Below are 19,040 nucleotides of genomic sequence, written 5' to 3'. Positions count from 1 at the left end.
CACCAAGGTTTACACTCGGTGGCATCAGCATTAAGTATGCAGCATTATGCGACAGGGGGAAATTGAAAGTGAGAAAGCCAAGCTTAACCAGAATGTTCAATGTGTCCATCAGTCTGATCATGATCCTGGCCGTCATCGGCGGCTGCAGTGGAAATTCCGCAGAGCCGGCGGCAACCGGGCAGCCGACAGCATCGCCCGAGGCTACGCAGCCGGCGGCAGACAGCAGCGGGATACCGGCTTCTTTTAAGGCGGGGACCTACACAGCAGAGGCGGACGGCAAGGACGGCAAAATCCAGGTAGAGGTCACATTGGACGACAAACAGACCATTACGGACATCAAGGTCGTCAGCCAGACCGAAACCGCCGGAATCGGCGTTGAGGCGATCGACAAGATCAAGGAGCAGATTATTGCCGGGCAGACGCTGAAGGTGGATGCCGTCAGCGGAGCTTCCGAGTCCAGCAATGCCATTCTGGCTGCCGTTGAGGATGCCCTTAACCAGGCAGGCGGCGACGTTGCCGCCTTCAAATCCCGGGAAGTTGCCAAAGCAGGCGCAGGCAAAACAGAGCAGCTTACGGCTGACGTAGTCGTTGTCGGTGCAGGAGCATCCGGCGTGTCGGCGGCAGTATCGGCTGCGGATAAAGGCGCCAAGGTGATCCTTATCGAAAAAACAGCGACCATCGGCGGGGCGAGCAATCTGTCCTGGGCGGGGAAATTTTATAACTCCTCAGCCGCAGTCAGCAGCGGACTTAAAGTGAGCGTCGAGAAGGAAATTTCCGACTGGATCGTTAACAATCACTGGCGGGTGGATGCGGCAGCGGTCCGTCAATATGTAACCAAGTCCGGTGAAACCTACGACTGGCTGACCGGGAAGGGGTATCAGACGACCTTTATCAATTTTGGCGGCGAACAGCTGCATATGCTTCCGGCTTATGAGACACGCCAGGATCTGCTGCGGGCCATGCTGGCTGAATCAGTGGAAAAAGGAGGCGGCCAGGTCCTCACCGAAACGACTGCCAAGAAGCTGCTTACCGGCGCAAGCGGTGAAGTAACCGGAGTAGTAGCCGAGAAAGCAGACGGCACGACCCTCGAAATTACCGGCAAAAGCGTTGTAATGGCAACCGGCGGTTACGCGGCTAATAAGGAAATGGTCAAGGAGGCCTTCGGGTTTGAAGGTGTAAACGGCGGGCTGGGCCAGAATATCGGGGAAGGCCTGAAGATGGCCTGGGAAGCCGGAGCCAAGGTGCCGGATAATTTCGGGGGACAAATGCTGCACCAGACGCTGGCCAGAGCAACAGAGAAGCTGAAGGCCCAGTACGAGCCGTTCCAGGCCAGTTATCCGCTGATGACAACCTATCTGCCTAATTTCATGAACGTTGGCCCTTCGGGAGCGAGATTCAGGGACGAAGCGGCGACGCTTACCGCTGTAGCGGCGGCGAATACCAGTGCTTTTAACGGAGCCTATCATCTGGTTATCGTCTCAAAGGCACAGCTTGACGCGCTGAAGACAAAGGGGATGAACGGGGTAAAGGCACCAGCCCTGCCGGGAATGCCGCCGGAATTCTACGCGGCCTTCACAGACAAGTTCACCCTGGACAATCCTTGGAAGGACGCGGACAAGGTATTTGATGCCATGGCTGCAAACGGTGACGGATTTAAAGGCAATACGATCGAAGAGCTGGCTGCAAATGCCGGCATGGATGCCGTTGTGTTCAAGGAGGCCTTCACCAAATATGAGGCGGCTGCCAAGAGCGGTGTGGATACGGAATTCGGCAAAGCAAAGGAATATCTGCTGCCGATGGGTGAAAGCGGCCCCTATTATGCGGTAATTGCAGAGATCAACAATCTCGGTTCGGTCGGCGGCCTGCTCGTAAACACCAAGTTCCAGGTGCTGAACGACAAACGGGTGCCGGTTAAGGGACTGTATGCCGTCGGTTTGGAATCCGAAGGTGTGCTGTATAATGATACCTATGTCGGCAACGGCGTGGGCCTCGGCTACTCCTTTACCTCCGGACGTCTCGGCGGCGAAGATGCGGCTGCAGCTGCACTAGGAAAATAGCTTCTAGCAGAACACCAAAGTATGCAAGCAGGGGGAGCCGTCAGGCTTCCCCTTGTTGTATCTGCATGCTACTATGAAGAGGTGACACCAGCTTACTCATTTGAAGGTGAGGGAATTGTGATGGTGATTAAACGAGGTAACTGCCCGGTGCAGCCAGACTGATCTGATAACAGGATCGCACCGGGCCATAGAAGAATACAACTTGTTATCAGGCTGGTCTCTTGGCTGCACCTCATTCGCAAAGCTTACATTATACACATGCGAGAGGGGCATTATGATGGGAACAGACAAAATGGATATGGATTATTGGAAAAAAAGCTGGCTGCAGGAGGAGCAGCGCTCCTTCCGGGGCTGGGATTTCTCCGCGCTGTCCGGGCGAATGGATGAGGAAGCGCTGCCCTGGGATTACGAAGCAGCCGTTAGAACATATATGAGTGCAGCAGCAGGCAACCTGCTGGACATGGGCACAGGCGGCGGAGAGTTTCTGCTGTCACTGTCGCCTCCGCCGGGGCGGACTTACGCTACAGAGGCTTATCCGCCTAATGTGGAGATTTGCAGTAAGCTGCTTCCGCCTCACGGGATTGAGCTGAGGCAGGTGTATTCGGATGATGCACTGCCGTTTGCGGACGGATCGTTTGAGCTGGTTATGAACCGGCATGAGGCTTTTTCTTGCCGGGAGGTGCACCGGATTCTGCAGCCGGGCGGGGTCTTTATTACCCAGCAGGTCGGAGGCCGGAACAACAGGGCTTTATCGGAGTTTTTGCTTGGTGAACACGCAGCTCCAGCCGATCATCATTTCTGCATGGAGCCGGTCTGCAGTGAACTGCAGCGCAGCGGGTTCAAGGTTATAGAGGCTGCTGAGGTGTTCCCGCTGCTGCGGTTCAGGGATATAGGGGCGCTGGTGTATTTTGCAAAAATAATAGAATGGGAATTCCCCGGCTTTTCGGTTGAGAAATGTTATGACCGGCTTGTTCTGCTTCAGCAGCAGCTTGAGCGTGACGGCTATATTGAAAGCGTGGAACACCGCTTTATGATCACTGCAGTCAAAATATAGGATCGATTTGGGCCGCTCCGGCAACGGGGCGGTCTTTTTGGTGTGCTGCCGGCATGGGCGCGAATATTGTCACTTCAGCCCGGAACCTGCGAACATACGCCCAGCCTCCTGCATAACATATAGCACCATTCTGCTGTAGAAGAAAGGGGGCGCGCTTCACAATGGGTATCCATTTAAGTGCAATCCACTATGTATATCTGGTCTTTATCGTGTTCATCCTGGCGCTGCTTATCCGGCGGCGTGATACGACGATGATCTGTGTGGCCGGAATTTTTGCCTTGGGGCTGCTTGCTACGACAACAGTTACCGGCTCTGTATCGGGGATATTCAATTCGTTTATTTATGCTACCAAGGAACTGATGGGCACTATTATGATCATCTCCATTATTGTTGCGATGAGCCGCATTCTGATCATTACAGGTATTAATGAAATGATGGTCGCTCCGTTAACCCGTTTCCTGCGGACGCCGGCGCTGGCTTACTGGGGAATCGGGCTGATCATGATGGTAACCTCCTTCTTTTTCTGGCCCTCACCGGCAGTGGCGCTGGTCGGTGCTGTGCTGCTGCCGGTTGCAGTCCGGGTAGGCCTGCCGGCGCTCGGTGCGGCGATGGCAATGAATCTGTTCGGCCATGGCATCGCCTTATCCGGGGATTACATTATTCAGGGTGCGCCCAAGCTGACCGCCGATGCAGCCGGCCTTCCGGTATCCAGCGTGATGCAGGCCAGTGTACCGCTGGTCATTGTGATGGGGCTCGTAACCACAGTTACAGCCTTCTGGATGATGCGCCGGGACCAGAAGAACGGAACGTGGAGAGACGGGCTGGTTACGGGAAAAGGGCCGGCAGACCTCGCGGCATCCGGAGCGGATGAGGCGGCGCCGGTCTACATGAGTGCAGGGCTGCGCAAAGGGCTGGCAATCGCTATTCCGCTGCTGTTCCTGCTGGATGTCATCTGCATGTTCGTTCTGAACCTGCAGGGAGGGGATGCGACAGCCCTTGTAGGCGGCACAGCCGTGCTTATTCTGATCGTGACGACGCTGCTGGCACACCGCAATCAGGGGCTTGAGAAGACTACCAGCTACCTGATCGAAGGCTTCGTCTTCGGCTTCAAGGTGTTCGGCCCGGTTATCCCGATCGCCGCCTTCTTCTATCTCGGCGACTCTGCGTTTACCGCGCTGTACGGCAATGCGCTGCCGGACGGCTCGCACGGCATCGTCAACGACCTCGGCGTCGCCCTGGCGGAGCATGTGCCGCTTAACGGCGCAGTAGGAGCCGTAACGCTGACGGTGATCGGCGCGATCACCGGTCTCGACGGCTCCGGCTTCTCCGGCATCTCGCTGGCCGGCTCGATTGCCCAGATGTTCGCGGCGGCGATTAACTCCGGCGCCGCCACGCTGACCGCCCTTGGGCAGGTAGCCGCCATCTGGGTCGGCGGCGGCACCCTGATCCCGTGGGCGCTCATTCCCGCTGCCGCCATCTGCGGCGTCAGCCCGTTCGAGCTGGCCCGGCGCAATCTCAAGCCGGTCCTGCTGGGGCTGGCGGCCATGACAGTAGCCGCCATGTTCCTGATCTAGACCGCCATGCCTGCAGGCAATCAACCGGGTATAGGCCGCCCTGCCGCAGGCAGGTGCATAAGAACGCCTCCCCTTATCCATCCTAAAGAAGAAAGACAGTGTGAGAAAAGGGGGAGTATCCAGCATGAAACCACATTACGAGTCCAGCCTGCGGACCAACAGCACCGTGGATCAGGCCCATGATTCGGTTACTAAGCTGCATAATGCAGTCTCACAGGCGTTAAGCCATCCTGATGAGCAGACGATTGCCCAGGCGGAAAACAGTCTGGAACATGCAGAGGAAGCCGTCAGTCATGCACCGGAAGGCTCGGTGGACGACCATGGCGTAGAGCTGGTAGAAGAGCGGCTGGCCGATGAACAGGAAAGGCTGGCGGGCCTGAAGCAGCAGCCGGGCGGATTTGAGGACTAGAGTATCGCTGTGCAGCATACCTCCGGCATTTCCGGCATTGTCCGGGAATGCCTTTTTCTGCAACAGTAACAAAGGAGGCAGATTATCCGGCATCCCGGCATTCAAGCAGGCCATTTGCGGTTAATTCTCTTAGAGATGATGAATATGGAGGGGATCGAATGCCGGACAACACAGGGAAGGCTGCATCATTGGAGACGCGGGAGGAACTGCTCAGCGCACTTTCCGGGATTGCTGCGTGGGAAAAGGAACAGAATAAGCTGATGATCTGGGACCGGATTACCCGTCTCCCGTTCAAACTGCTCGACAAAGTCACCCCAAAGGTCATTCATGAAAAAATAGGCAGGCTGCTGGACGAGCTGGGCAGCTATATTCAGAACGGCGGCAATTATCTGGTAGCCGGACGCAAGGTAGGGCAGCTTGTAGAGGCTGCAGGCAGAGCTGCCGGGGCTCCGGAGCATGGGCCTTATCCTCTGGCGGTTATGGATGCCGCTGCGGAGAAGCTTAGCGGGAGCAGCCGGAACGTCGCCACCGTGCAGGGCGCGACAACGGGCTTCGGCGGGGTATTTACGCTGGCTGCAGATATCCCGGCCATTCTGGGGCTGTCGCTGAAGGTGATTCAGGAGATCGGCCTGTGCTACGGCTATGATCCGACTGATAAGACCGAGCGGATCTTTACGGTAAAAGTGATGCAGTTCGCTTCCTCCGATGTGGTCGGCAAGCGGACTATACTGCAGGAGCTGAATCTGCAGGCCGGCGGCAGCGGCGATATTACAGCCGGCGCCAATGCCGCTGTCTCCAAAATCCAGGGCTGGAAGGAAGTCATCACCGTATACCGCGATAACTGGGGCTGGAAGAAGCTGCTGCAGACGGTTCCGGTAGCGGGGATGTTCTTCGGTGCGTATACTAACCGCAAGGCGCTCGAGGATGTGGCGGAGGCGGCGCAGATGCTCTACCGAAAGCGGAGAATTATGGCGAGGCTGGCCGAGCTGGATGAGGAATAGGTAAAGCTGCCCCCTGCGCCTTTGATTCAGGGGGCAGCCGGGCGTACCAGTCGGCTGGACGCAGGAATGATCAGGCTCCGCCACGGATAATAACAGACTAAATGCCATTGCTGAAGGTTAACCCTTTTCCGCCGACCGGCTGGATTTTTGTTGACTCCACACCGGCAATCAGCGGCATCGCCCGCCCGATTGCAGCTCTTGTAGCGTCAAGGGCAAGCGAGGCTGCATGGGCCTCCCGGCTGCTCCAGACCTCTGTTACCCAGAGGACATCAGGCTCTGTCTCAGCATGATTGATGATGTACAGCTCACATTCTGCCACCACTTCAGCCGCTGCAGCACTTTCCAGCAAAATGGCCGAGAGTGCATCCCGTTCACCAGGCTTGGCGGTGAACTTGGCATACATACCGAATTTGCTCATCATTTACCCTCCACTACTTTGGATTTAGAACACTGTCAGCCTTCCATATTCAACAGCTGCTCTGTTTTTTCCTTGATAACGTCTGCATTTGAGGTGAATAATAGATAAGACCGTTGCTTTGTCCGGATAACAACCCTGCCGGTGGTTCCATAAGGTGTGCCGATACGGATAGCTTCCTTGTCTGAGCCTCCATAAGTGTCATCCAGCGTTACTCCTGTTATTTCCGTAACCGGCACTTCAATTTTTGTTAACTGCCAGCGGATGATGAGGGTTTCACCTTGACGATTGATTTTAATTCCCGGCATATCGCAGCTCCTTTCTATCATTGATATCCAATAATTAACTGTCCAATAATAATATACGATTCCCGGATGATTTACACTATTCGCAGGAAATACGCAGGAAGAGGACCATATGGAAATGAAGACCCGCGAAACAGCAAGCATGGAAGAATTAATAGAACAGGCCGAGTCGTTCCTCCGGCAGTGTTACAGTGAATTAGAGAAATCACCTGCTGAGCTGAATGGACGCATAGAGGCAGTACATAAAGAAATCAGACAGACGGGAACCTATCATCATACAGCAGATGAGCTCACGCACGGTGCCAGAATGGCCTGGCGGAACAACAGCCGCTGTATCGGCAGGCTATTCTGGCATACGCTGGAGGTTAACGATGCCCGTCAGGCTAACACAGCCCCACAAGTGGCGGAAGCGCTGCTCAGGCATCTTGAGCGGGCGGGCAACGGCGGCCGGATCCGTCCGGTCATGACCGTGTTCCGCAGCGGTACTGAGCCGGACAGAGCCATCCGGATATGGAACCACCAGCTGATCCGCTATGCCGGATACCCGGCAGCAGACGGGCAGCCCCGCCGCGGCGACCCGGCCTCGGATGCCTTTACGGCAGTCTGCCGGAAGCTCGGCTGGCAGGGCAGCGGCGGCGACTTCGATGTGCTGCCGCTGGTCATCAGCATCGGGGAAGAGCCGCCGCGCTGGTTCACCATACCCGGTTCGCTGGTGCAGGAGGTGCCGCTCAGCCATCCGGAGATTGAACGCTTCGGCGAGCTTGGGCTGCGCTGGTATGCCGTTCCTGTCGTATCCGATATGCTGCTGGAGATTGGCGGAATCCGCTATCCGGCAGCACCTTTTAACGGATGGTATATGGAGACGGAAATCGGCTCCCGTAATCTGGGTGATTACGGACGGTACAACCGCCTTCCTGAGGTAGCTGATCTGCTGGGACTGGACCGTTCGACGAACACTTCGCTCTGGAAGGACCGGGCGCTGCTGGAGCTTAACCGCGCTGTACTGCATTCCTTTAAGCTGGCAGGAGTCAGCATTGTGGATCATCATACGGCCGCCGACCAGTTCGTCCGGTTTCAGGAGCAGGAGAGGCAGAAGGGCCGGGAGGTGTCCGGCAAATGGCACTGGCTGATCCCCCCGATGTCACCCTCCTCGACACCGATCTGGGAAGACAACAAGCTGAGGGAGCTTAACCTCAGTCCGCGCCTGATTTATCAGAAGCCCGCTTATGCTGGACGGGACAGCAATCCGGAACGTGACGAACCCGCCGGCCAAGAGGCATCTGCGCTGCCTGTCCAGGAGATGAAGTGCCCTTTTCATCAATAGTCAGGCCGTTTGATCTGTGATACTATTTAAGCTTAGTCCAGTAAAAAAAGGGAAGTGAGCACGAATGATTAATATTACAATTCCTGCACCGGATGTTACGATCATCAAGCAAGAGAACCCGGTGCTGAGCCATATTTACGGATTTACCGATTTTCACCTGATTACGCGGGAGGCAGGCGGCATCTTTATGTTCTATAACGATAAGGACGAGCTGCTGTTCGTAGGCAAAGCCAGAAAGCTTAGACCGCGGATCAAAAAGCATTTCGAGGATAATGTCTCTGTAATGAAGCCTCACCGGGATGAAGTAACCAAGATTGAGGTCTGCATCGTGGAAGATCCGGTGGACCGGGAGATCTATGAAACGTACATTGTGAACAAGCTAAGAGCAAAATACAATGTAGAAAAGGTACTCTATAAATAAACTGCCCTGTGCAGATGAGCGTAGTCCTTTCGGGCTGCGCTTTTTGCTGTGCCGGCAACCGGTTGTCGGTCTAAAGACTGGGGTAATTATCCCTTTTGGAGGAAGATGGTCCTTTGGATATACAACGGAAAGTTAGACAATTCGGCTCACTTCCGGACCAGGTAAATCATCTATAATAATCTCGTAAATGCTCGACATTTTTTGACATTTTATCTCGAGGTGATGGATAGATGGCAGGTTCTTTTTTTAGGAAAAAGGATGCAGCAGAACGGACGCTGAATCCCGGAGCAGCGGCGGTGCCGCAGGCGGAGGAAGCAACTGCAGGGGAGCCGGACAGCAGCGGGCACAATGACAGCACAGACGGCCTGATCTCGGCAGGCAAAACACAGCTGGATAAGAAATCGCTGGATCTGATTTTTGCGGTGGAACAGATGATTCAGGCCAGAGCGCATGCCGAATCAAGCAATTATGAGCTTCAGGACCGGCTGAACCACTCTAACAGCCATATTGAGCGGCTCGGCAAGGATCTTAGATATCTGAACAAGGTCATTGAGGACCGGGAGAAGGATATTCTGGAGCTGGAACAGCGCCTGGCCGAGAAGAATCTGAAAATGGACCAGGTGCTGGAGGATCACCGCGAGCTTCAGGACACAATGTCAGCCAAGGCCGATGAGCTCAAAAGCACGATTGATCTGGAGCAGCAGAAGTACGCCAAGCTGATGCAGAAGCATCATGAAGCCCATGTGGATAAGCACAAGCGGATTATTGAGCTGGAGGACCGGATCAGCCGGCTGGAGACAGAAAACGGGCATTTGCGGCAGAAGTACGAAACAGTGCGGCAGGAGAAGGCTTACCTCTCCGGAATGATCAGTGATTTTACGAGCCGGATGACTGTTCCCTTCAGTGCCGGCAGTGCTGCCGCAGAGCGTAATGAAGAATACGGGGATACATAACGGGTATGGCTGCACATGATGATAACACCGGCCTGCTGGCCGAACTGCTGGCGCTCGGCAACCGGGACGGAAGCTGTCAATTGGAGCTTGGAATAACCCGCCGGGACAGCTGCAGAAGACATATACTCAGCATTGATGAACATACATATCTGCAAATCGCTGCACTCGGCCCCTTAAGCGGGCATAAGGTGCGGCTGTCGTTATACATGAAATGGGACCCTTTCCGCCGTACGTATTTCAGCTGTCTGATCAGGATAAGGGACACCTTCAGCGAAACCCTCTACTTTGACTGCTCAGAGAGCTACGGGCGGCAGCTGCTTGAGCTGAAGGCACAGGAATATGCTCTCTCCCTGCAAATGGACCGGCAGGAGGCTGCGGCGGATGCCCGCATCATGCCTGTGCTGTCAGGGTATAAGCAGGCGGCGCTACCAGGTTCTAAATATAAACGGAAGGTTCTGCTGCGCGGCCTGATGTTCGGTTTTCTGCTGGTTCTGCTCCTGCTGCGCATGGATGTGGGAGAGACCTGGCTGTTTGCAGACAGCGTTGAAGCCAGGCACACGAATACGAATGCAGACACGGCATCCTCAGGTGCATCAGCGGCGGACAGGGAGAGGACGGGAGGTACTGGCATTGCTGCTGCCGCTAAGGAACCCGTACATAACGTATCAGAGGCACCGGAAGCAATCCGCCCGGAAGGGCTACAGCTGCTTCCGCTTTCGGGCGTGGCCCAGGCTGCTCCGGCACCGGTGGACCAGTCCGCGCAGCCGCAGGCGCTTTATGAGACGATTGAGCTTTCCGGAGACAGCTATACCTACAGCTTGCCGGAGGGCTACGTAGCCCTCACCTTTGATGACGGCCCCTCATCCTATACCAGACAGCTGGTAGATATTCTGGTGAAGGAAGGGGTGGCGGCAAATTTCCTGTTCATCGGCGTGAATGTCAGCCGTAATCCCGGGGCGGTCCGCTATGCCGATGAGCATGGCATGCCGGTCGGGAACCATTCCTGGGATCACAGCGATATGACAGCTAACCCGGCAGAGGAGAACCGGATTAACCTGGAACGGGCAAGCCGGTCGCTGGAACAGCTTACAGCTGCACCAGTTACAATCTTCAGGCCGCCCTATGGAGCGGTGAACAGCCGGCTCGCCGAAGAGGCGGACAGCCGGCTCGCCGAAGAGGCGGACAGCCGGCGGCTAAAAGTTCTGCTCTGGAACCGTGACCCGGAGGACTGGAAAGCGGCAGGCCCGGAGGATATTCTTGACTACTTCAAGGAATCTGAACCGTCGGGCGGCATATATCTGCTGCATGAGAAGCAAATGACCCTGCAGGCGCTTCCCGAAATCATTGCCTATCTGAAAGGGCGGGGGCTAAAGTTTGCTGTTTTTAAATAATCCAGCCTGAATAACCAACTGTACAAGCAGCGTGTCCTGTAGAAGAAGCAGGAGCGCTGCTTCTTCTACAGGACACGCTGCTTCTTTATGTGCATAAACGTTTGTTATATCAGCGCTCCTGTGAAAGCTTTGTGTAATCTTGCAATTGAAGCTCCCGGAGTGCGGATTGCTCTTGTTTTAATAAGTAAAATTTGAGAGAATGAGAAGATATTGTTGTTGGCATATAAGGCTATGAAAGCTACAATAGAAAGTTGGAACGGATTTAACTTTAATGTTTTGAAAAGAGGTAAACCATGGATAAAAAATCCATTTATGGATTAACTTTAGAAGAGTTGACGTCATGGCTGATGGAGCACGGGCATAAGAAGTCCCGCGCTGCCAAGGTCTGGGAATATGTGTACCGCAAACGGGTTACTGATTTTGAAGAGATGACAGAGGCCAACAAGGAATGCGTCCGGCTGCTGTCCGAGCATTTTGTCTTTCAGACGATGGAGGAGCATGTGAAGCAGGAGTCAGCTGACGGTACCGTCAAGTTCCTGTTCCGCCTGTATGACGGCAATTTGATTGAAACCGTGCTGATGCGGCAAAAATACGGCCTGTCCGTCTGTGTGACCACCCAGGTCGGCTGCAACATCGGCTGCAGCTTCTGCGCGAGCGGGCTGCTGGCAAAGAGCCGTGACCTGTCGAGCGGAGAGATTGTCGAGCAGATCATGAAGGTCCAGCTGCATCTGGATCAGGCCGGCCTGGGCCAGCGGGTCAGCCATGTTGTAGTCATGGGGATCGGCGAGCCGTTCGATAACTTCACGAACCTGCTGAAATTCCTGACAACCGTCAAGGATCATAAGGGACTTGCGATCGCCGGCAAGGGCATCACCGTATCGACAAGCGGCCTGGCCGGCAAAATCAGAGAATTTGCTGATGCCAACACGCAGGTGAATCTTGCCATCTCGCTGCATGCGCCGAATAACGAGCTGCGGACCTCGATCATGAAGATTAACCGCGCCATTCCTTTGGAGAAATTGATGCCGGCGATTGACTACTATCTGGAGAAGACGAACCGGCGGATTACGCTGGAATATATTCTGCTGAAGGATATCAATGACCGGCAGGAGCATGCGCTTGAGCTGGCCGAGCTGATCGGCGAGCACCGCCGGCAGCTGGTTAATGTCAACCTGATTCCGTACAATCCGGTCGATGAGCACAGCCAGTACCAGCGGACGGACCGCGAAGTGGTGCGAGCCTTCTTTGATACCCTGAAGAAGCAGGGAGTCAGCGTCAGCACACGGCTGGAGCATGGAGTGGACATCGACGCCGCCTGCGGACAGCTGCGCAGCAAGCAGATCAAGAAGACCCAGGAAGCTATCTAAAGAAAGAAGGTTCGTATGTGCTGATATTTACAAGTTATACGGTCGAGGATGTTAAAGATCCGTTTGGCATTCTGAGCGGCAAGCGGTATGAGTTCATGATTAATCTGGATATTCCGGAAGAGGATGAGCTGTTCGAGGAGAACGGGGTATCTGTACGTGCTGTAGTCAAGGCAGAAGCGGGTGAAGCGGTGCTGGTCACTTACGATCTGCTGGAGACAACTACCGGCAGACTGCTGGAGTTCGACCTGGAGGATGAAGAGGAAGCCGAGCTGGCACAGTTCTGCAAGGAGCATCTGCCGGAGTAACCTATTGCCACATTAACAACCAAGCAGCCCCGGAGCCAAGGCTCCGGGGCTTTCTGCTCGCGTAAATATTTTTACAAAACGCCGCTTATATAATAATAAATCTGCCTGTTCCACCAGTACCAGTCGTGATCCACATCATACCCCCAGTAATCCACCTGCGCCGGAATGCCTTTTCGCGTAAGCAGCTCCTCGATCAGCCGGGTTTCATGCAGCATTTCATCTTCGTAGGCACCCTGGCCGACACACAGGATAATCCTGCTGCTACGGTACTCGTTCAGGTAATCCTCATCCGCAAGGTTCGGCAGGTAATGGAGCGGAGAGTTGTAATAGACATTTTCACTCATATAATCGCCGAAGAAGTAATAAGTGGAATACACGCCGCTCAGGGCGATCAGCGTATCGAAAAAGTGCGGATAACGGAAAAAGAAGCTGCCGCTGTAATAGGCGCCCATCGAGCAGCCGGAAATCAGGATTTTCTGATCATGTCCGCCGTTGTTCCCTTTGCTCTCATGGAGGATAGCGGGAATAAGCTCCTGCGTGATGTATTTGTCATACTGCTCATGCCGGACCGCCTTATCTTCATGGTTCCAGTGGGAGGAGAAAAACGTCTCCTCATCAATGCTGTCGCAGGCCCAGATCTGCAGCTTGCCCGCTTCGATGAAACTGGAGAGGGTCGCAATCATCCCCGAGTCCTCATATTGATAAAACCGGCCAAGCGAGGTGGGGAAGACAAGCATCGGTTTGCCGGCGTGGCCGTATACTTTATACTCCATGTCCCTGTTCAGGTGACGGCTGTATTCCTTGCGGTAGCTTGTCTTCATCCGTAAGCACATCCTATCCTTCTTCTTGTTGTATATACTTCACGATTTCTCTGACAGTCTCAAGGTCCGGGGAGCGGAACTGATAGGCGCTGTTGCCCATCGCTCTGCTGAACACCTCTTCGATCTCTGCGTAGTTTACGATTTTATCACCATAGGTACGGTAAATGTCTTCATGGCTGTGGGTGTAGTGCTTGTGCCGCTTGCGGCTGGCATAGCCGGTGTAGTACTTGCCTTCATACGGGCCGCCGACCTCATTCCTGGCCACCATCCCTGCCCATTCCTTATACACGTCCACATCATAGGAGAAGTTAATGGCATCCGTCATCCAGGCGCCCGGCGGCCGCATATTCACTTCGAGCGCGATGATCCGTCCTTCCTTATTCGATTTGAACAGCTCGATATGGAAGAACCGTTCCCTGATGTCAAAAGCTTTCAGGATGCTTCTTCCGGCTTCCTCAACCTCCGGACTAATGTCCTTCAGACAAAAATAATAGAGATGGTTGTCCGTATTCACGACGTCCATGACGCTGTTCTCAAACAGATGGCTGACGGCAAAGCGTACCTCTCCATTTCGATCAACCAGACCGTCATAGGTAAGAATCACTCCGTCGATAAACTCCTCAATAATAAACGAAACATCCGCAGGCTTGTGGTCAAAAAAATGCTGCAGCTCAGCTTCGTTACTGATCTTGAAGGTGTTGCTGGCTCCTGAGCCGAGGTCAGGCTTCACCACCAGCGGGAATCCGGCGCTTTGAATAAATTCATTCACACTTTCACGGGTGGTTCCGGTCGAGAACTGGACGGTGCTTACCCCGCTTTTACGGAAAAATTCCTTCATCCTGGACTTCTGCTTGAGGTTCTGGACGAAATCGTTTTTGGTGCCGTAGATGTTAAAATCGGTCCGGATCGCGGCATCCTGCTCCAGCCAGTATTCATTCAGCGACTCAAACCGGTCAATTTTACCGTATTTATGGGTGAAATAGCCGACAGCCCGCAAAATTTCTTCGTAATTTTCGAGGTCCGATACCTTATAGTATTCCGTCAGCGCAAGCTGCAGCCGATCCTCCAGATGATCATATTCGGCATCGCCGATCCCGAGCACGAACACCCCCTGGCGCTGCAGCTGGATACAGAAATCAGCACTGTTTCTGGGGAAATGAGGGGAAAAGAAAACAAAGTTAATGGTGACCAGCCCCTTTGGCTAAAATGTAATTCCGAGTCAATCCGTGTGATTAATTTAATCTAATCTACCAGCTGCGCTGCTTTTCGTCAATCCTTTTACAGAACACGAATATAGGGTAGAATACAATAAAGCAGGCAAAAATAGGAGTTGTGATCATGTCCAATGAAGAAGTATTCTTGACCAAAGAAGGTTTGGCCAAGCTTGAGGAAGAGCTTAGAGAGCTTAAGGAAGTAGGGCGCAAGGAGCTTGCAGCCCGGCTTAAGCTGGCGATCAGCTATGGCGACCTGAAGGAGAACAGCGAGTATCATTCGGCCAAGGAAGATCAGTCCTTCATGGAGACCCGCATCATGATCCTGGAGAAGATGCTGACCAAGGCGCAGATCGTCGACTCCAGCAGTGTGGATCTGAGTACCGTGAGTGTAGGCACCGTTGTCATCCTTAACGATGTGGAGTTCGCCGAAAAGATTGAATACAGAGTAGTCGGTCCCGCTGAGGCCGATGTGCTGAACAACAAGATTTCGTATGAAAGCCCGCTGGGTAAAGAGCTGATCGGCAAAAAGGTCGGCGATGTTATAGCAGTCAACGCTCCTATGGGTGTCATTCAATATGAGCTCCTGGAGATCAAAGCAGATTAAAGACAGAAATCCCTGTTTCCCGGTATTCCGGGGACAGGGATTTTTTGGTGTGCCTGCCTATAGTATTCAGTCTCTCCATAGGCGTTGTCTATTAAGCATATTGTCTCCAAATCTTGGACGCTGCCTGCTTCCAGGGGTATAGTAGGGAATAACTATAGCATAGAGGAGTCCTGGAACGTGATTCAGCAGGTATTATCGACCTTAGTGGAGGTTATCGTGCCGCTGGCCATCCCCGTTACGGCAGGGGCGCTGTTGGCCCGCTACAAGAATCTGGACACCAAGCCGTTACTGACGCTTTATCTGTACTTTCTGACCCCGGCGATCATTCTGGATACGCTGGCTAATGCCGAAATTTCCTTTGGCGATGTATATCAGACGATTGCCTTCGCGCTGTTAAATCTGCTGCTCCTGTGGGTTGTGTCGCTGGTGCTCGGCAGGCTGCTGAAGCTGGCTCCGCCGGAGGCAGCCGGGCTGACCCTGATCTCCACCTTCACAAACAGCGTCAATTACGGGCTGCCGCTTGTCCTGCTGGCCTTCGGCCAGCTTGGACTCGACAAGGCCTCGGTCTATGTGATCGTCCAGATGGTGATCGTGAATACGATCGGCGTCTATTTTGCAGCCCGGTCACAGTTTAATGTAAAAAGCGCAGTGAAGTCCGTCTTTGCCCTTCCCGCCGTCTATGCCGCTTTGCTCGCTCTGCTGCTGAGAGGGCTTGGCCTGCAGCTGCCGCAGGAGCTGGCCTCAGGCGTCTCCATGGTAGCAGGTGCGTATTCGCCTGTGGTCCTGGCGATTCTCGGCGCCCAAATGGTCAGGGTCCAGGCCGGCCACACCGAACGCAATGTGCAGATGGCCTTCTGGACTGGCCTGTCCGTCCGCCTGCTGCTGTCACCGCTGATTGCCCTGCTGGTCCTGCTGCTGCTGAATATTTCCGGCACCCTGTTCTCGGTGCTGCTGGTTCTGGCCTCCATGCCGGTCGCCGTCAACTCTGTCGTGCTGGCTGAGCGGTTCGGCAGCTCGCCTTCACTGGTGTCGCGCTGCATCGTCTGGACCACGCTGGCCTCTTTCCTGGTGCTGCCGGTGCTGATTACGGCGGTGGGTAGTGTCCAGCCTTAGAAATCAAAGTTATCCGGGTCCGGACCGACCCGCTGATCACGGTTTAAGCCGTCGATGACGGCCATTTCTTCATCGCTCAGCTCGAAATCAAACAGCGCGGCGTTCTCCTGAATCCGCAGCTCCTTTGTTGACTTCGGAATCGTAACAATGCCGTGCTGCAGGTCCCAGCGCAGAATAACCTGGGCGACTGACTTTCCGGCTCTGGCAGCGATGCTCTGCAGGTCAGGCTGATCAAGCAACCCGCCCTGCATCAGCGGCGACCAGGCCTCGATCTGAATGCCCTGCTCACGGCAGTAGCTTCTGAGCGCCTGCTGGGACAGGTAGGGGTGGAGCTCGACCTGGTTAACTGCCGGGCGGATTTCCGCATCCTTCAGCAGATCCTCCAAGTGATGAATCTGGAAATTGCTGACCCCGACCGCTTTAACCCGGCCTGCCTTGAAGAGCGTTTCGAGTGCTCTCCAGGCCTCTTTGTATTTATCCTTCACCGGCCAGTGGATCAGGTACAGATCCAGATATTCCAGGCCGAGTCTTTCCAGGCTGGCCTCATAGGCGGCCAGCGTTTCCTCATAGCCAAGATCGGCATTCCACACTTTAGAGGTGATGAAAAGCTCTTCACGCCGCAGGCCGTTCTCCGCCAGTGCCTCGGCAATAGCCTGTCCTACTCCCCGCTCATTCTGGTAAATGGCCGCTGTATCAATGCTCCGGTAGCCGTGGGCAATGGCCGATTTGACCGCCTGCACCAGCTCTTCGCCGTCCTCCACCTGGAATACGCCCAGGCCGAGCCACGGCATCTTTACGCCTCCCGTTAATACGGTTGTATCCTGCAAATGCTGTGCTGTATGCTGTGTCATTAGAAATAACCTCCGAGACGGATTAGTATAATCCGGATTTAGTTGATCTTGCAGTGTAATAAATGGATACTTCCCCATCAGGCAGTTGTACGATGCGTCAGCTGTTCATCTCTGCGCTCGAGCGAACGGCTCCGCGCGGTAAGTACCACCGCTCCAAGCACCATGACCGACCCCACCCAGGCTGTATGAATCAGGCCCAGCTGCTCTGTGACCATTCCACCTAGATAGGCGCCGATGGCGATGCCGGCATTGAAGGCGGCGATGTTAACCGCAGAGGCAATGTCTCTGGCTCCAGGCGCGTAGCGGTCAGCCAGCATTACAACATAGGATTGCAGCCCGGGTACGTTCATGAATGCGAGCAGCCCCATGAAGATGATGCTGATGAGTGCGGCGGTTTTGAACGGAGCTGTGAAGGTCAGGATGAGCAGTACAACTGCCTGCATGGCGAACATATAGAACAGGGCATTCATCGGCTTATGATTGGCGGCTTTGCCGCCGATAATATTGCCGGCGGCAATCGCTAAGCCATAAACGAGCAGGATTACGGCAACGGTCTGCTCTTTGAAGCCGCTGATTTCATGCAGCAGCGGAGACAGATAGGTGAAGACGGCGAAGGTGCCGCCATATCCGAGGGCTGTTATGGCAAAAGCCAGCAGCAGCCGCCCGTTCGTCACCAGCTTGATCTGCTCGCTGAGGGGTGTACGCTGACCCTTGCGTAATCCGGAAGGGATGAGCAGCAGATTGGCGGCAAGTGCAGCAACACCAACAGCGGCAATAGCGACAAAGGCTGCCCGCCAGCCCAGGTGCTGTCCCAGCAGCGTGCCAAGCGGTACGCCTGTTACGGTGGCGACGGTCAGGCCGGTGAACATGATCGAGATGGCACTGGCCTTGCGGTTCTCCGGCACAAGATCTGCGGCGATCGTCGAGGCGATTGACATGAACAGGCCATGGGACAAGGCGGAGATGACCCGGGCTGTCAGCAGCAGGGCAATGCCGCTTGAAGCGGCTGCAAGGCTGTTGCCGAGAATGAACAGCATCATCAGCGCCAGCAGCAGTGTTTTGCGGGACACCGCCGTTGTCAGGGAAGTCAGGACAGGCGCCCCGAAGGTAACGCCGAGAGCGTAGAGGGTGACCGTCAGTCCAGCCGCCGTTACGGATATATGCAGGTCATCAGCGATCAGCGGCAGCAGCCCGACACTGATAAACTCGGTTGTTCCGATAGCAAAAGCGCTGACTGCAAGCGCCAGCAGCGCAAGCGTGCTTCTTTTTTGATTCAGGGACATGTTTTCCACTCCTGTAGTATGGTAATCACCGGCCGGTAAATGCTATTATGAAGCATGTAGGCGGAAGTGGATAGTACGTACTTGAAAGTACTATAGGTACTAAAAAGTACCTATAGCATGCTAACAAAACCTTTAGGAGGACCCCATGTCCAAAAAATATAATATCTCCGTTGAAGCTACTCTGGAAGTGATCGGCGGCAAATGGAAATGCGTAATTCTCTGCCATCTGACCCACGGCAAGCTGCGGACCAGTGATTTAAAGCGGCATATGCCGAACATTACACAAAAGATGCTCACTCAGCAGCTCCGCGAGCTGGAGGAGGACGGCATTGTTAACCGGATCAGCTACAATCAGGTGCCGCCCAAGGTGGAATATGAGCTGAGTGAATACGGACAGTCGCTGCGCACCATTCTTGATTCGCTGTGCGCCTGGGGCGAACGGCATATTATCAGGGAGTATGGTGATAAATTCGCTGTGCTGGAGGACAATGTGCTGAACCATAAGGACCTGGAAGACCAGCCGGACGGTATAGAACAGCTGTAGTTATTCCGCGGATAAGCTGAATGATGACACAAAA

At 54.5% G+C, this 19,040-nt stretch carries 20 protein-coding genes; 14 read left to right on the top strand and 6 right to left on the bottom strand.

The features are described 5' to 3' along the window. Positions 1-68: 68 nt before the first annotated feature. From BLR64_RS16095 to BLR64_RS16075, 5 genes are all read left to right on the top strand, one after another. Positions 69-2,057: an FAD-binding protein gene (locus BLR64_RS16095; protein WP_090715660.1), complete on the top strand. Its 1,989-nt coding sequence runs from the start codon at positions 69-71 to the stop codon at positions 2,055-2,057. Between the two features lie 274 nt (positions 2,058-2,331). Next, entirely contained in the window at positions 2,332-3,111 is a 780-nt protein-coding gene (locus tag BLR64_RS16090) for a class I SAM-dependent methyltransferase (protein ID WP_244157729.1), read from the top strand. Positions 3,112-3,272: 161 nt separating this feature from the next. Next, positions 3,273-4,685 carry a hypothetical protein gene (locus BLR64_RS16085; protein WP_090715658.1) on the top strand — a complete coding sequence of 471 codons (1,413 nt, stop codon included), beginning with the start codon at positions 3,273-3,275 and terminating at the stop codon, positions 4,683-4,685. A gap of 124 nt (positions 4,686-4,809) precedes the next feature. Then, positions 4,810-5,094, top strand: coding sequence for a hypothetical protein (locus BLR64_RS16080; RefSeq protein WP_090715657.1), 285 nt, complete (start codon positions 4,810-4,812; stop codon positions 5,092-5,094). A 158-nt stretch (positions 5,095-5,252) separates the two neighbouring features. Next, entirely contained in the window at positions 5,253-6,095 is an 843-nt protein-coding gene (locus BLR64_RS16075) for an EcsC family protein (protein WP_090715655.1), read from the top strand. Positions 6,096-6,192: 97 nt separating this feature from the next. Here BLR64_RS16075 and BLR64_RS16070 read toward each other — a convergent pair whose 3' ends face one another. Then, a complete protein-coding gene (locus BLR64_RS16070) occupies positions 6,193-6,516 on the bottom strand; it encodes a putative quinol monooxygenase (RefSeq protein ID WP_341833385.1) in 324 nt (107 codons plus the stop codon). Between the two features lie 32 nt (positions 6,517-6,548). Beyond that, positions 6,549-6,818 (bottom strand): SunI/YnzG family protein, encoded by a 270-nt coding sequence (locus BLR64_RS16065; RefSeq protein ID WP_090715652.1) that lies wholly within the window; start codon positions 6,816-6,818, stop codon positions 6,549-6,551. Between the two features lie 109 nt (positions 6,819-6,927). On the opposite strand from BLR64_RS16065, the gene BLR64_RS16060 reads away from it, so the two are divergent. The 6 genes from BLR64_RS16060 to BLR64_RS16035 all read left to right on the top strand — a co-directional run bounded on the left by BLR64_RS16060 (position 6,928) and on the right by BLR64_RS16035 (position 12,576). Then, on the top strand, positions 6,928-8,139 hold the full coding sequence (locus BLR64_RS16060) for a nitric oxide synthase oxygenase (protein WP_244157728.1): 1,212 nt from the start codon (positions 6,928-6,930) through the stop codon (positions 8,137-8,139). Between the two features lie 64 nt (positions 8,140-8,203). Further along, complete coding sequence (locus BLR64_RS16055; protein ID WP_090715649.1) at positions 8,204-8,560, top strand: nucleotide excision repair endonuclease; 357 nt, start codon at positions 8,204-8,206, stop codon at positions 8,558-8,560. A gap of 230 nt (positions 8,561-8,790) precedes the next feature. Then, the gene (locus tag BLR64_RS16050; protein WP_090715647.1) at positions 8,791-9,513 is read left to right on the top strand and encodes a hypothetical protein; all 723 of its coding nucleotides are present in this window, start codon (positions 8,791-8,793) and stop codon (positions 9,511-9,513) included. Between the two features lie 5 nt (positions 9,514-9,518). Next, positions 9,519-10,904 (top strand): polysaccharide deacetylase family protein, encoded by a 1,386-nt coding sequence (locus BLR64_RS16045; RefSeq protein WP_090715646.1) that lies wholly within the window; start codon positions 9,519-9,521, stop codon positions 10,902-10,904. A 293-nt stretch (positions 10,905-11,197) separates the two neighbouring features. After that, on the top strand, positions 11,198-12,271 hold the full coding sequence (rlmN, locus tag BLR64_RS16040) for a dual-specificity RNA methyltransferase RlmN (RefSeq protein WP_090715645.1): 1,074 nt from the start codon (positions 11,198-11,200) through the stop codon (positions 12,269-12,271). Between the two features lie 17 nt (positions 12,272-12,288). After that, positions 12,289-12,576 (top strand): DUF6509 family protein, encoded by a 288-nt coding sequence (locus BLR64_RS16035; RefSeq protein WP_090715643.1) that lies wholly within the window; start codon positions 12,289-12,291, stop codon positions 12,574-12,576. Between the two features lie 71 nt (positions 12,577-12,647). Here BLR64_RS16035 and BLR64_RS16030 read toward each other — a convergent pair whose 3' ends face one another. Together BLR64_RS16030 and BLR64_RS16025 are read right to left on the bottom strand one after the other, a co-directional pair. Next, complete coding sequence (locus BLR64_RS16030; RefSeq protein ID WP_090715642.1) at positions 12,648-13,397, bottom strand: esterase family protein; 750 nt, start codon at positions 13,395-13,397, stop codon at positions 12,648-12,650. A gap of 13 nt (positions 13,398-13,410) precedes the next feature. Further along, entirely contained in the window at positions 13,411-14,499 is a 1,089-nt protein-coding gene (locus BLR64_RS16025) for an ATP-grasp domain-containing protein (RefSeq protein WP_244157727.1), read from the bottom strand. A 236-nt stretch (positions 14,500-14,735) separates the two neighbouring features. Here BLR64_RS16025 and greA point away from each other — a divergent pair, with 236 nt between their 5' ends. Both greA and BLR64_RS16015 read left to right on the top strand, forming a co-directional pair. Further along, a complete protein-coding gene (greA, locus tag BLR64_RS16020; protein WP_090715639.1) occupies positions 14,736-15,215 on the top strand; it encodes a transcription elongation factor GreA in 480 nt (159 codons plus the stop codon). A gap of 177 nt (positions 15,216-15,392) precedes the next feature. Continuing rightward, positions 15,393-16,328, top strand: coding sequence for an AEC family transporter (locus tag BLR64_RS16015; protein ID WP_090715637.1), 936 nt, complete (start codon positions 15,393-15,395; stop codon positions 16,326-16,328). Here the strand turns inward: BLR64_RS16015 and BLR64_RS16010 are convergent. Together BLR64_RS16010 and BLR64_RS16005 are read right to left on the bottom strand one after the other, a co-directional pair. Continuing rightward, positions 16,325-17,179, bottom strand: a complete 855-nt coding sequence (locus BLR64_RS16010; protein WP_090715636.1) for an aldo/keto reductase — start codon at positions 17,177-17,179, stop codon at positions 16,325-16,327. The two genes, BLR64_RS16015 and BLR64_RS16010, sit on opposite strands and share 4 nt — an antisense overlap. Before the next feature lie 77 nt (positions 17,180-17,256). Further along, positions 17,257-18,462 carry an MFS transporter gene (locus tag BLR64_RS16005; protein WP_090715634.1) on the bottom strand — a complete coding sequence of 402 codons (1,206 nt, stop codon included), beginning with the start codon at positions 18,460-18,462 and terminating at the stop codon, positions 17,257-17,259. Positions 18,463-18,607: 145 nt separating this feature from the next. Between BLR64_RS16005 and BLR64_RS16000 the strand changes: the two genes are divergently transcribed. Beyond that, positions 18,608-19,006, top strand: a complete 399-nt coding sequence (locus BLR64_RS16000; RefSeq protein WP_090715632.1) for a winged helix-turn-helix transcriptional regulator — start codon at positions 18,608-18,610, stop codon at positions 19,004-19,006. The last annotated feature ends 34 nt before the right edge of the window (positions 19,007-19,040 follow it).

The sequence above is a fragment of the Paenibacillus typhae genome (assembly GCF_900099765.1).
GTDB lineage: Bacteria > Bacillota > Bacilli > Paenibacillales > Paenibacillaceae > Paenibacillus_AQ > Paenibacillus_AQ typhae.
The sequence above is the reverse complement of the archived record's forward strand: the minus strand, read 5'-3'. Positions and strand labels throughout refer to the sequence as shown.